Source organism: Halomonas saccharevitans, from assembly GCF_900116405.1.
Taxonomy (GTDB): Bacteria; Pseudomonadota; Gammaproteobacteria; order Pseudomonadales; family Halomonadaceae; genus Halomonas; species Halomonas saccharevitans.
Map to the genome: position 1 here is coordinate 94,794 of NZ_FPAQ01000004.1, position 13,001 is coordinate 107,794.

Consider the following 13,001-nt stretch of genomic DNA (forward strand, 5'->3'; position numbering starts at 1 on the left):
CACCGTGTGTGGCCGACATGCACGGGGCGTTATCAACGGTCGATATGAACGTTCGCGATGAACAACAGGAGTGGGCAATGCAAGCAGGGGTGCAAGCACCGACACCGGCCGAGCTGGAGGCGTGGAACGCCCAGCTCTCGGCGATCGGCGAGGAATATCGGGCCTTGATGCAGGATCTGCTGGCGCGCATGGTGCCCAGCGACGCCGCGGAATCGGTCCATGAGGACATGCGGCGCAGCTTCCAGGCCGGCGCCGAGTCGCTGATGCGCAACCCGCCCCTGCTGTGGCAGACCCAGTCGCGGCTGCTCCAGGACCAGGCCCAGCTGTGGCAGCAGTCGCTGCGCCGGCTGGCCGGCGAGGACGTCGAGCCGCTGGTCACCCCGGCCCGGGGGGATCGCCGCTTCAAGGACGACGCCTGGCGCGAGGATCCCTACTACCTGGCGATCATGCAGCAGTACCTGCTGTTCTCGCGCCTGGTGGAGGATCTGATCGAGCGCCTGGACGGCCTCTCGGCCGACCAGAAGCGCAACCTCGGCTTCTATGCGCGCCAGCTGGTCAATGCCATGGCGCCGACCAACTTCGTGACCACCAACCCCGAGGTGATGCGCAAGACCCAGGAGACCCGTGGCCAGAACCTGGTCGAGGGACTCGCCCGCCTGCGCGAGGACCTGGCCAACTCCGCCGAGGGCCTCAACGTCACCATGACCGATCGCAACGCCTTCGCTATCGGCGAGAACATCGCCGTCACGCCGGGTGCGGTGGTCTATGAGAACGAGCTGATTCAGCTGATCCAGTACACGCCGACCACCGAGCAGGCCTACAAGACGCCGCTGCTGATAGTGCCGCCCTGGATCAACAAGTACTACATCCTCGACCTGCGCCAGGACAACTCCCTGGTGCGCTGGTTGGTGGAGCAGGGCCACACCGTGTTCCTGATCTCCTGGCGCAACCCGGGGCCCGAGCAGCGTGACCTGACCTGGGCCGACTACATGCAGCTGGGGCCCATCGACGCCATGGGCGCCATCGAGCAGGCCACCGGCGAGAAGTCGGTCAACCTGCTGAGCTACTGCATCGGCGGGACCCTGACCGCCTCTACCGTGGCCTACCTGACCAGCACGCGCCGCGGTCGCAAGGTCAAGTCGGTGACTTACATGGCCACCCTGCAGGACTTCCGCGACCCCGGCGAGATCGGTGTCTTCCTCAGCGAGCCGGTGCTCGAGGGCATCGAGGCCAAGCTCGAGCGCGACGGCTACCTCGACGGTCGCGTCATGGCTTACTCCTTCAACCTGCTGCGTGAGAACGACCTCTTCTGGTCCTTCTACATCAACAACTACCTGAAGGGTGACGCTCCGGCGCCGTTCGACCTGCTCTACTGGAACACCGACGGGACCAACCTGCCGGCCGGCACCCACGCCTGGTACCTGCGCCACATGTACATGGAGAATCGGCTGGTGCAGCCCGGCGGGATCGAGCTCGACGGGGTCAAGATCGACCTGCGCAAGATCTCCACGCCGAGCTACTTCATCTCCACTCGCGAGGATCACATCGCCAAGTGGAACAGCAGCTACTACGGCGCGCTGTTGCCCAAGGGGCCGGTGACCTTCGTGCTGGGTGGCTCCGGGCATATCGCCGGGATCGTCAACCCGCCGAGCAAGAACAAGTACGGCTACTGGACCAACGACGCCTTGCCTGACAGTGCCGAGGCGTGGCTCGAGGGCGCCCAGCAGCACGAGGGCTCCTGGTGGCCGCACTGGCAAGCGTGGATGACCGAGAACGGCTATGTGGATGCCGAGAAGCTGGTGCCGGCGCGCCAGCCCGGGGACGGCGAGCTCGATATCCTCGAGCCGGCCCCGGGGCGCTACGTGCGCATGACCATTCCCGAGGTGCTGGGCGACGCGTAAGCGCCAGGCGGCCAAGCGCCGAGCGGCCAGAAAAGAGAGAACCCCATCGAGCGTCGGCTCGATGGGGTTCTTGCGTTGGGGAGGGGACGCTGACGCTGTAAGCTCAGCGCCGTCCCGCTTGGCGCTCGGTGCTCGTCGCTCGGCGCTGAATCCCCGGCAGCACCAACAGGGCCGCGAGCAGCCAGGCGGGCCAGCTGCCGGTGCGGGTGAAGGGCGTGAGCCCCTCGGTGGCCGTGACCTCGCCCTCGAGCACGGTGGTCTCGAACTGGGGGGCCTGGGCGGTGACCCGGCCCTGGGCGTCGATCAGCGCGGTCACGCCGTTGCTGGTGGCGCGGATCACCGGGCGGCCGTTCTCCAGGGCGCGCAGGCGCGCCATCTGCAGGTGCTGCAGCGGCCCGATCGAGGCGCCGAACCAGGTGTCGTTGGAGACCGTCAGCAGCACGCCCGCCTCCCGGGCCTGTGCGGCCACCAGATCGGCGTAGATGATCTCGTAGCAGATGGCGTTGCCGATGACCAGGCTACCGACCCGCATCGGTGCCTGCCCGTCCGGGCCCGGCGTCATGGCCGGGGCGGGCAGGTCGAAGAAGGCGATGGCGCCGCGCAGGAGGCTCTCCAGCGGCAGATACTCGCCGAAAGGCACCAGATGCGCCTTGCGATACGCCCCCGCCACGTCGCCGCGGCCGACCACGCTGTTGTAGTAGCGGCCTTGCTCATCGCGCTGCAGGATGCCGGTCAAGAGCTCGCTGCCCGCCGGCAGGGCGGCGTGGGCGCGCTCGAGGATCGGCTCGGCCTGATCCTCGAACATCGGCAGCGCGGCCTCGGGCCAGATCACCAGGTCGATGTCGTCGTAGAGGCCGCGGGTCAGGTCCAGGTAGGTATCGATGGCACGGCGCTGCCCCTCGGGGCGCCACTTGATCAGCTGGGGCAGGTTGCCCTGCAGCAGCGCGACGCGCACAGGGTCACCCTGGGACGTCGTCCACTGGCTCGGCAGGGTCAGCGGCACCAGCCAGATCACGGCGAGCGGGGCGGCGGCCCACCAGCGGCGGCGTAGCAGCTCGACGGCCAGGCTGCCGGTGAGGGCGGTGATCAGCGACAGGAGGTAAACGCCTCCCACCGGGGCCCAGGGCGCCAGCGGCGAATCGACCTGGGCGCTGCCCAGCAGCAGCCAGGGGAAGCCGGTGAAGAGCCAGGTGCGCAGCCACTCGCCAAGCACCCAGGCGCCGGCGAAGGTCAGCGCGGCGAACCGCGGCCCGCACAGGCGGCGATAGCCCCACAGGGTGACGGCGAAGAACAGCGCCAGGCCGACGACGAACAGTGCCGTCAGCAGCAGCGCCAGGGGCACCCCGGTGTAGCCATAGTCGTGGATCGAGACATAGACCCAAGAGGCCCCGGAGCCGAACAGGCCGATGCCGTAGCAGAGGCCGCGCAGCGCGGCCTGACGAGGCGTCAGGGCGGTCAGTCCGAGATAGACCAGGCCGGCGGCGACCGGGCCCAGCCACCAGAGCGAGAAGGGGGCGGTGCTGAGGGTGGTGAACCCCCCGGCCACCAGGGCCAGCAGGCAGCCCAGGGCCGGGGACAGGCGAACGTCAGCCATCGTATCCATCCATGGAAGTGGGCGAGTCACTCCTCGGTGTTCTCCTCGCAGGGGGCTGCCTCGAGCAGGCGGATGCGTCGGTTATCGGCGTTGAGCACGGTGAAGCGCCAGCCGCTGAGCTCGGTGTGCTCGCCGCGTCCCGGCAGGTGGCCGAAGCGCTGCATCACGAGGCCCCCGAGGGTATCGAAGTCGTCATCGGAGAACTCGGTGCCGAAGCGCTCGTTGAAGTCCTCGATGGGCGTCAGGGCGCGAATCGCATAGCGCGCCTCGCCCAGCTCGCGGATATCGATCTCCTCGTCGATGTCGTGCTCGTCCTCGATCTCGCCGACGATCTCCTCGAGGATGTCCTCGATGGTGACGATACCCGCCGTGCCGCCGTACTCGTCCACCACCACGGCCATGTGGTTACGGGTGTCCTGGAACTCCTTGAGCAGGCTGTTGAGGCGCTTGGACTCGGGCACGAACATCGCCGGGCGCAGCACCTCGTCGAGCTGGAAGGGGCGGCCGTTCTCCTGGCCGCCGCGCAGCAGCGGCAGCAGGTCCTTGGCCAGCAGGATGCCCTTGATCTCGTCGAGGTTCTCGCCGATCACCGGATAGCGGGAGTGGCCGGTCTCCAGTATCACCGGCAGGTACTCGTCGAGGGGCTGGTCGAGGGCGATCGCGGTGATCTGCGAGCGGGGGATCAGCACCTCGCGCACCTGCTGGTCGCTGATGCTCAGGGCGCCCTCGATGATCATCATGGCGTCCTGGTCGAGCTTCAGGCGGGAGCCCGCCTGGCGGAGGAACGCCAGCAACTCGCCGCGGGAGCTGGGTTCGTCGCTGTCGTTGGACAGGGCACTGAACAACTTATCGAGCCAGGACCTGTTGCCCTGGCTACTCGATCGGTCTTCGCTCATGCGTCGGCTCTCTCGTCCTCGTTGTCGGTATCGCGGTGCGGAGGGCTGGGGGTGAGATACGGATCGGCGATTCCCAGCGATGCCAGGATCTCGCGCTCGAGGGCCTCCATGATCTCGGCCTCGGCGTCGTCGAGGTGATCGTAGCCCAGCAGGTGCAGGGTGCCGTGGATCACCATGTGAGCGTAGTGAGGGTGCGTCGGCTTGTCCTGCTCGCCGGCCTCCCGAACCACCACCGGATGGCAGATCACCAGGTCGCCGAGCAGCGGCAGCTCGATGCCGGGCGGGCTCTCGAAGGGGAAGGAGAGCACGTTGGTGGGCCGATCCTTGCCGCGATAGTCGCGGTTCAGGGCCTGGCTCTCCTCGGCGTCGACGAAGCGCACGGTCAGTTCAAGGCGCGTCTCATCGGGATGGCGGGCAAGCACCGCCGCCACCCAGGCCTCGAGATCGGCCTGGCCGGGCAGGGCCTCGGCCGCGAGGGCCACCTGGCGATCGACGACGAGTGGAGGAGGTTCGCCGGTCATGCGGGCTCTCCGGCATCGTCGGAGCCCTGGGCCTGGCGCAGGCGCGCATGGCGTTCCTCGGCCTGGGCCTCGCGGCGCGCCTCGCGCTGTTCCCGGCGTTCGCGTTCGGCGGCTTCCTCGCCGGCCTCGAAGTGGTCGTAGGCCTCGATGATGCGCTGGACCAGCGGATGGCGTACGACGTCCTTGGCGGCGAAGTGTGTCACGCCGATCCCCGGGGTGTCCTTGAGTACGTCGAGCACCTGGATCAGCCCCGAGGTCTGGCCGCGGGGCAGGTCCACCTGAGTCACGTCACCGGTGATCACCGCCGTGGAGCCGAAGCCAATGCGCGTCAGGAACATCTTCATCTGCTCGCGGGTGGTGTTCTGGCTCTCATCGAGGATGATGAAGGCGTTGTTCAGGGTGCGCCCGCGCATGTAGGCCAGCGGGGCGATCTCGATCACCTGGCGCTCGATCAGCTTGGCCACCTGCTCGAAGCCGATCATCTCGTAGAGGGCGTCGTAGAGCGGGCGCAGGTAGGGATCGATCTTCTGGGCCAGGTCGCCGGGCAGGAAGCCGAGCTTCTCGCCAGCCTCCACGGCCGGGCGCACCAGCAGGATGCGGCGCACCTCCTGCTGGTTGAGCGCCTCCACCGCGGCGGCCACGGCCAGGTAGGTCTTGCCGGTGCCGGCCGGCCCGATGCCGAAGTTGATGTCGTGGGCACGGATGCTCGAGACGTAACTCTGCTGGTTGAGGCCGCGGGGCTTGATCAGCGTGCGCGGGGTGCGCAGCAGCACCTCGTCGTCGGCCTCATCGCCCTCCTCCTCGTCCAGCGCCTCGAGGCCGGACTCCTGCAGGAAGAGGTGCACCGTATCGGGCTCGAGGTCGCTGGCCTCGGTCTCCCGATAGAGGTGCTCCAGCACGTTGGCGGCGGCCTTGACGCGACTCGCTGGCCCGGCGAGCTGGAAGATGTTGCCCCGATTGCGCAGGGTGATGCCGAGCCGTGCCTCGACCAGCTTCAAGTGCTCGTCGCGCTGGCCGCAGAGGTTGGCCAGGCGGCGAGGATCGTTGGGTTCCAGGTTCAGGGTGATGATGCGATTGGCCTGAGAAGATGGCTGGCTCAAGACTGGATGATCCCTGCGTTGTGGATGTGTCTCTCAGCTTACTGCCCCGGCGCCGGCCGGGGCAATCGCTGACTATCAGAAGCGCTCGGGAGAGATCAGCTCGCCGCGCAGGGAGTTGGGCAGCGCCTCGTTGATTTCGACGTCGACGAAGTAGCCGATCAGCTCGAAGGGATTGGCGGCGCGGAAGTTGACCACGCGGTTGTTCTCGGTGCGTCCCGAGAGCTGGCCCGGATCGCGGGGCGAGAAGCCGGTGACCAGGATGCGCTGGGTGGTGCCCACCATGCGCCGGCTGATCTGCATGGTCTGCTGGATGATGCGTTCCTGGAGGATCGCCAGGCGCTGCTTCTTGACGCTCTCCGGGGTGTCGTCCTCGAGCCCCGCCGCCGGGGTGCCGGGGCGCGCCGAGTAGACGAAGCTGAAGGAGTGATCGAAGCCGATGCGATGGATCAGGTCCATGGTCGACTCGAAGTCCTCCTCGGTCTCGCCGGGAAAGCCGATGATGAAGTCCGAGGAGAAGCTGATGTCGGGGCGCAGCGCGCGGATGCGCTCCATCTTCTCGACGTACTCCTCCACCGTGTGGCCGCGCTTCATGGCGGCGAGCACCCGGTCCGAGCCCGCCTGCACCGGCAGGTGGAGGTGGCTGACCAGCTCCGGGATCTCGGCGTAGGCCTCGATCAGGCTGTCGGAGAACTCCACCGGGTGCGAGGTGGTGAAGCGTATGCGGTCGATGCCCTCGACGGCGGCCACGCAGGCGATCAGCTCGGCCAGGTCGATCTCGTCGCCGAGCTGGTTCTCACCGCGGTAGGCGTTGACGTTCTGCCCCAGCAGGTTGATCTCGCGCACCCCCTGGTCGGCCAAGTGGATGACCTCGTCCATCACCGCCTCGAAGGGGCGCGAGACCTCCTCGCCGCGGGTATAGGGCACCACGCAGAAGGTGCAGTACTTGGAGCAGCCTTCCATCACCGAGACGAAGGCGGTGGCCCCGTCGGAGCTTGGCTTGGGCAGGTGGTCGAACTTCTCGACCTCGGGGAAGGTGACGTCGACCACCGAGATCTGGTCGTCGCGGCGCGCGTCGAGCATGCCCGGCACCCGATGCAGGGTCTGCGGGCCGAACACCATGTCGACATGGGGGGCACGCTTGCGCAGGGCCTCGCCCTCTTGGCTTGCCACGCAGCCGCCCACGCCGATCACCAGCTCCGGGTTGGCCTCCTTGAGCTTCTTCCAGCGGCCGAGCTGGTGGAAGACCTTCTCCTGGGCCTTCTCGCGAATGGAGCAGGTGTTGAGCAGGATGACGTCGGCATCGCGCTCGTCGTCGGTGAGCTCGAGCTGATGGGATTCGCCGAGCAGATCCGCCATGCGCGCGGAATCGTACTCGTTCATCTGGCAGCCGTGCGTCTTGATGAAGAGTTTCTTCGCCATAAGAGTAGGTCGCGGCAGCTGGCGCGACGGGACACCGTTGGATGGACATGGGGAGATGGCCGGGTGGCCACCCGAGACAAGGCCGCACATTATACGCAGCGCCCGGCATCGGGGCCAGCGTGGCCCCGCGGTCGCAGGGCAATCGCACGTCGAGATTCGTTCGCAATTGAATCATAAAGAGTGATTCGGTATAGCTGGGGCATTTGGCCGGAGGATGCGATGCCCCAGACTGCCATGCCGATCCTGGACATCTTCGCCAGCGTTACCGATCCGCGTCATTCCAGCAAGGTGCAGCACCCCTTGCCAGACCTGCTCACCGTCGCCGTCTGCGGTGTCCTCGTCGGCGCCGATACGTTTGAAGAGATCGAACTGTGGGCCCAGGAGAAGCTCCCCTGGCTCCGCCAATACCTCAGTTTGCCCAATGGGGTCCCGTCGCATGACACCTCGCCAGGCTCTTCGGTCTGATGGACCCACACGAGTTCGAAGCGGCTTTCCGCCGCTGGATAGACGGCGTCCTGCCCAGTGTGTCGCCTCAGGTCGTGGCGCTGGACGGCAAGATCAGCCGGCGCTCGGCCAAGGCCTGCGAAGCCCCTTTGCACCTCGTCAGCGCCTTTGCCGCTGATGCTGGCGTGATTCTCGGCCAACAAGCGACCGCCACCAAATCGAACGAGAAGACCGCCATTCCGGATCTGCTGGCCACCCTGGCGCTCGAAGGGTGCATTGTCACCATCGACGCCATGGGCACTCAGCCTTCGATTGCGCAAGCCATCCGCAACCGTCGGGCCGACTATGTGCTGGCCATCAAGGAGAACCAACCCCAGCTCAAGGAAGCGATCGATGACTTCTTCGAGCAATTTTGTGCCACACCGGCAGCGCAGACGCCGCATCAGTTCAAGGAGGAGGTCAGCAAGGCGCATGGTCGCCTGGAGACACGACGCTGCTACGTGTTCGATGCACTGGACTGTCTACCGAAACCGGCTCGCTGGCCGGACCTGCGCAGCTTCGCCGTCATCGAGTCAACACGCGAGCGCCAAGGCACGACGGAGCGTGAACGCCGTTACTACATCAGCAGCCTGGCGCCGAACGCCGAGCAGTTGGCCAAGGCGGTTCGGCAGCACTGGAGCATCGAGAATCAGGTGCACTGGTGCCTGGACGTCACCTTTGCCGATGACCAGATGCGGGCACGAACGTCGCACGCCGGACACAACCTGGCCATTCTCAAGCGGTTGACACTGAACCTGATTCGCTTGGATCCGATAAAACGCAAGGGAAGCTTCAAGACCAAACGCATCCTTGCGGCCAGTTCAGATGATTACCGCGCTCATCTACTTGGCTTGGAATGAGAAGCCTTCTCTACATGCGATTGCCCTGCCCGCGGTCGGACGCCCCGACTGTGGTACTCTGTGGGCCTTTCGAGGACGGGCGTCGGCCACGGGTCACGGCCTGGTCAGAAAATGACCGGAATGTGATGGAGACGATGGTCACGCCGGCTTGCAGCGGGTTTCCAGCGGTTTTCCCGATGGTTGTCCACAGCAGCTGTGGGTAACCCGTCCGCACGAATCACGCATCGCCGCCGCGCCCGGCAAGGACGTCCGGGCGCGGCGAACGCGTCACGACAGAGCAACGACACGCGAGCCTTGGACAGCCAGGACGATGGCATGACGATACACAGACTCAAGATTCTGACACTCGGCGTCGCGCTTGCGACGCTGCCCCCCGCGCTTCCTGCCCAGGAGGCCGCCGATGCCGACGCCTGGGTGTCGGACGAACTCACTACCTTCGTGCGCAGCGGCCCCACCGACGGCTACCGGATCATCGGCACCCTGACCGCCGGCGAGCCTGTGACCGTGCTCGAGACCAGCGGCGACTACAGCCGGGTCGAGGACGCCGAGGGCGATGTCGTCTGGGTGCTCAGCAGCGAGCTCCAGGCCGAGCCCAGCGCCCAGCAGCGGCTGCCGGCCCTGGAGGACAGGGTCGAGGCGTTGACCGAGGAGCTCTCCGGCATCAACGAGACCTGGGAGAAGCGCACGGCGTCGATGACCGACACCCTGGAACTTCGCCAGTCGCGCATCGACGAGCTCGAGGCGCGCAACCAGGCCCTCGAGGAGGAGACCGAGCAGTCGCGGGCCACCATCCGGGAGTTCCAGGCGCGTCTGGACACTCAGGAGGAGGACCTGCTGATGCGCTACTTCATGTATGGCGGTGGCGTGGCCGGGGCCGGCCTGCTGGTCGGCCTGATCGTGCCCCACCTGCCGCGTCGTCGTCGCAAGCGCGACCGCTGGTTCTGAGCATGGCGGACGATTGGCTAAAGCGCTGGCACGAGGGGCGCATCGGCTTCCATCGTGACCGCCCCCATCCGGCCCTGGTCCGTCACTGGACGGCCCTCGAGGTGCGAGCCGGGACCAAGGTGCTGGTGCCGCTGTGTGGCAAGAGCCTGGACATGCGCTGGCTGGCGAGGCGCGACCACCCGGTGCTGGGCATCGAGCTCGCCGAGACGGCCATCGAGCAGTTCGTCGCCGAGGGCAGAGGAGACATCACCCGTTATCACCAGGACGGCTTCGATGTCTGCCGCCAGGGCAGCGTGGAGCTGTGGTGCGGGGATTTCTTCCACTTCCATATCGAGCAGGCGGCCGAGATCGGCGCCTTCTACGACCGGGCCGCGCTGATCGCGCTGCCCGAGGCCACCCGCCAGCGCTACGCCTTCCACCTGGCGCAGCTGCTGCCGCCGGGGAGTCGGGGGCTGCTGATCAGCCTGACCCGGGATCCCGGCGGCCCGCCCTACAGCGTCGATGCCGAGGAGGTGCGGGCGCTCTTCGCTCCCAACTTTCGGGTCACCCACCTGGAAGACGGCGAGCCTGAGCCGGGCAGCGGCTTTCGCGAGTGCGTCTGGGCGCTGGAGCGTCGCGGGCCGCTGACCTGATCAGGTGAACCGGTGTGGGGCGGCCCGCGGCGTTGGGTCAGCGCGCCAGCAGGCGACCGAGCTCGGGATCGCGGAAGGCGCGATCCAGGCCGTCGGAGAGCAGCTCGTTGACCATCCGGGTGTTGGCCTCCTTGTCGGGGCGCAGGGCGTAGCCCTGGGTGCGGCGTGAGGTATAGGTGCCGGTGTAGGTGGTGCCGGCGTTGATCGCCTCGGCGACGAGCACCGCCTCGAGCCGCGCCTCGTCGATGAAGGGGCGACTCTCGCCGCGCTCGTAGCCCAGGTGCTCGAGGGTCAGCGTCAGGCTGGGCCGCCCCTCGGCGCGCTCGGTGGTCGGGGTGAAGCCCATCTCGCGCACCGCGCGCTCGGCCTCGGCCTGGAGCTCGGGCACCAGCTCGTGGGCGTTGACGGTGATCACCGCCGTGGACATGGCGCTGCCGGTGCGGGTGCCGAGCACCTCGCTGTCGCGGCCGTCCACGGCGGTCACGGTGACGGCCTGGCCGCTGCCCGTCTGGGGTACGCCGGCCGTGCGGCGGGGATCGAGCTGCAGGTAGTGGGGGCTAGCGCAGCCGGCCAGCCAGCCGGCGGTGAGTAGCAGGGCACAGGCCCCCAGGACGCGTCGACGCTGCATGGCAAGACTCCTGATGAAAAAGGCTCCCGATGAGTGATCGGGAGCCCCAGTATATCGCCCCGCGGGCGGCCCATCAGCCTGTGGTGGAAGTTCATCAGTCTGCGGTGGCAAGCCTTGGTCGTGCGGCCGGGCGGGCGCCTTGGTCGTCGAAGCGGTGCCAGCGGCGCGGCAGCGCATAGAGGCGCTTGCCGCGGGCCAGCGCCAGGTGCTCGAAGTCGGCGTGGCGCACCGTGGCGAGCCACGGCTCGGCGAGCCAGTCGGCGGCGAGCTCCACGCGCACCTCGGCGCCCACCGGCGAGACGGCGGTGACGGTCATCGGCAGGTGCGCCTCGGCGCTCGGCGCCGGTGCCAGTGACAGCTCGTGGGGACGCATCAGCAGCTCCGCCGCGCCGTCGGGCATGTCCACCGCCAGGCGCGCCTCACCGCAGGTCAGCACGCCCTCCCGCACCTCGCCCTCGAGGTGGTTCACATCGCCCAGGAACTCGAAGACGAAGCGGTTGGCCGGCGCGCGATAGAGCGCCTCGGGGGTATCGATCTGCTCGATGCGGCCGTTGCTCATTACCGCCACGCGATCCGAGAGCTCCAGCGCCTCCTCCTGGTCGTGGGTGACGAAGACGCTGGTGAAGCCCAGCTCGTCGTGCAGATGGCGCAGCCAGCGCCTCAGCTCCTGGCGCACCTTGGCGTCCAGCGCCCCGAAGGGTTCGTCGAGCAGCAGCACCTCCGGGCGCAGGGCCAGGGCGCGCGCCAGCGAGACCCGCTGCTGCTGGCCGCCGGAGAGCTGGGCGGGGTAGCGCGTCGCCAGCTGCTCGAGCTGGACCATCTCCAGCAGGCGGTGCACCCGGGCGCGAATCTCGCCGGACGAGGGGCGCTCGCGGCGCGGCAGCACCGTCAGGCCGAAGGCCACGTTGTCGTAGACGCTCATGTGCCGGAACAGCGCATAGTGCTGGAAGACGAAGCCGATGCGCCGGTCGCGCACGTGCACTCGGGTCACGTCGCGCTCGCCGAACTGGATGCGCCCGGCGGGCGCGGGGTCGGGCTGCTCGAGGCCGGCCATGATGCGCAGCAGGGTGGTCTTGCCCGATCCCGAGGGGCCGAGCAGGCCGATCAGCTCCCCCTCGCGGATGTCCAGGTCGATCGGCGAGAGGGCGCGGGCGCGGGGCCCGTAATGCTTGGCGATGTTCTCGAGACGAATGCTCATGCGAGGGCCTCCCGGCGCGCAGCGCGCCACTCCAGGCCGGCCTTGGCGGCCAGGGTGAACAGGGCGATCAGCGCCAGCAGGGCGGCGCTGGCGAAGGCGCCCACGGTGTTGTAGTCCTGATACAGCAGCTCGACGTGCAGCGGCAGGGTGTTGGTTTCGCCGCGGATCGCCCCGGAGACCACCGAGACCGCGCCGAACTCTCCCACCGCCCGGGCATTGGTCAGGATCACGCCGTAGAGCAGCGCCCAGCGGATGTTGGGCAGGGTGACCCGGCGAAACAGCGTGAAGCCCGAGGCGCCCAGTGTCACCGCCGCCTCCTCCTCGCGGGAGCCCTGAGCCTGCATCAGCGGGATCAGTTCTCGGGCGACGAAGGGGCAGGTGACGAAGACGGTGACCATCAGGATGCCCGGCCAGGCGAACATCAGCTGGATATCGTGGGCGTCGAGCCAGCCGCCGAGCCAGCCGTTGCGCCCGTAGAGCAGCAGGTAGACCAGGCCCGCCACCACCGGCGAGATGGCGAAGGGGATGTCGATCAGGGTCTGCAGCAGGCGCCGGCCGGGAAAGGCGAAGCGCGTCACCAGCCAGGCCAGCATCACCCCGAACACCAGGTTGATGGGAATGGTCAGCGCGGTGATGAACAGCGTCAGGCCGATGGCGGCCAGGGTATAGGTGTCGCTCACGTTGACCCAGAAGGTACCGAGGCCCTGGGAGAAGGCCTGGGCGAAGATCGCCACCAGCGGCAGCAGCAGAAACAGCGCCGACAGCGCCACGGCGGCGCCGATCAGCAGGCGGCGCAGGGCCGGCGCATCACCGATGCGTTGCAT

Annotated in this window: 11 protein-coding genes and 1 pseudogene; 4 read left to right on the plus strand and 8 right to left on the minus strand. The window is 67.8% G+C overall.

The window, feature by feature from the left end; genetic code table 11:
- The first annotated feature begins 77 nt into the window (after positions 1–77).
- The gene (phaC, locus tag BM388_RS03360; RefSeq protein WP_089847216.1) at positions 78–1,901 is read left to right on the plus strand and encodes a class I poly(R)-hydroxyalkanoic acid synthase; all 1,824 of its coding nucleotides are present in this window, start codon (positions 78–80) and stop codon (positions 1,899–1,901) included.
- A gap of 103 nt (positions 1,902–2,004) precedes the next feature.
- Here phaC and lnt read toward each other — a convergent pair whose 3' ends face one another.
- The 5 genes from lnt to miaB form a co-directional block, all read right to left on the minus strand.
- Complete coding sequence (lnt, locus tag BM388_RS03365; protein WP_245781449.1) at positions 2,005–3,495, minus strand: apolipoprotein N-acyltransferase; 1,491 nt, start codon at positions 3,493–3,495, stop codon at positions 2,005–2,007.
- A gap of 26 nt (positions 3,496–3,521) precedes the next feature.
- Positions 3,522–4,391, minus strand: coding sequence for a CorC family transporter (locus BM388_RS03370; RefSeq protein ID WP_089847220.1), 870 nt, complete (start codon positions 4,389–4,391; stop codon positions 3,522–3,524).
- Complete coding sequence (gene ybeY / locus BM388_RS03375; RefSeq protein WP_089847222.1) at positions 4,388–4,912, minus strand: rRNA maturation RNase YbeY; 525 nt, start codon at positions 4,910–4,912, stop codon at positions 4,388–4,390. Before ybeY ends, BM388_RS03370 begins: the two co-directional genes overlap by 4 nt.
- A complete protein-coding gene (locus tag BM388_RS03380; protein ID WP_089847224.1) occupies positions 4,909–6,012 on the minus strand; it encodes a PhoH family protein in 1,104 nt (367 codons plus the stop codon). Before BM388_RS03380 ends, ybeY begins: the two co-directional genes overlap by 4 nt.
- A gap of 75 nt (positions 6,013–6,087) precedes the next feature.
- Entirely contained in the window at positions 6,088–7,431 is a 1,344-nt protein-coding gene (miaB, locus tag BM388_RS03385) for a tRNA (N6-isopentenyl adenosine(37)-C2)-methylthiotransferase MiaB (protein ID WP_089847226.1), read from the minus strand.
- 219 nt (positions 7,432–7,650) lie between these two features.
- Between miaB and BM388_RS03390 the strand changes: the two are divergent.
- The 3 genes and pseudogenes from BM388_RS03390 (at position 7,651) to BM388_RS03400 (ending at position 10,351) form a co-directional block, all read left to right on the plus strand.
- Positions 7,651–8,774, plus strand: a pseudogene (locus BM388_RS03390) (ISAs1 family transposase).
- Between the two features lie 315 nt (positions 8,775–9,089).
- Positions 9,090–9,719: a TIGR04211 family SH3 domain-containing protein gene (locus BM388_RS03395; protein WP_089847228.1), complete on the plus strand. Its 630-nt coding sequence runs from the start codon at positions 9,090–9,092 to the stop codon at positions 9,717–9,719.
- A gap of 2 nt (positions 9,720–9,721) precedes the next feature.
- A complete protein-coding gene (locus tag BM388_RS03400; RefSeq protein ID WP_089847229.1) occupies positions 9,722–10,351 on the plus strand; it encodes a thiopurine S-methyltransferase in 630 nt (209 codons plus the stop codon).
- Positions 10,352–10,388: 37 nt separating this feature from the next.
- Here the strand turns inward: BM388_RS03400 and BM388_RS03405 are convergent, their stop codons facing one another.
- The 3 genes from BM388_RS03405 to cysW form a co-directional block, all read right to left on the minus strand.
- Entirely contained in the window at positions 10,389–10,979 is a 591-nt protein-coding gene (locus tag BM388_RS03405) for a YajG family lipoprotein (protein ID WP_089847231.1), read from the minus strand.
- 94 nt (positions 10,980–11,073) lie between these two features.
- Positions 11,074–12,177, minus strand: coding sequence for a sulfate/molybdate ABC transporter ATP-binding protein (locus tag BM388_RS03410; protein ID WP_089847232.1), 1,104 nt, complete (start codon positions 12,175–12,177; stop codon positions 11,074–11,076).
- Complete coding sequence (gene cysW / locus BM388_RS03415; RefSeq protein ID WP_089847234.1) at positions 12,174–13,001, minus strand: sulfate ABC transporter permease subunit CysW; 828 nt, start codon at positions 12,999–13,001, stop codon at positions 12,174–12,176. Before cysW ends, BM388_RS03410 begins: the two co-directional genes overlap by 4 nt.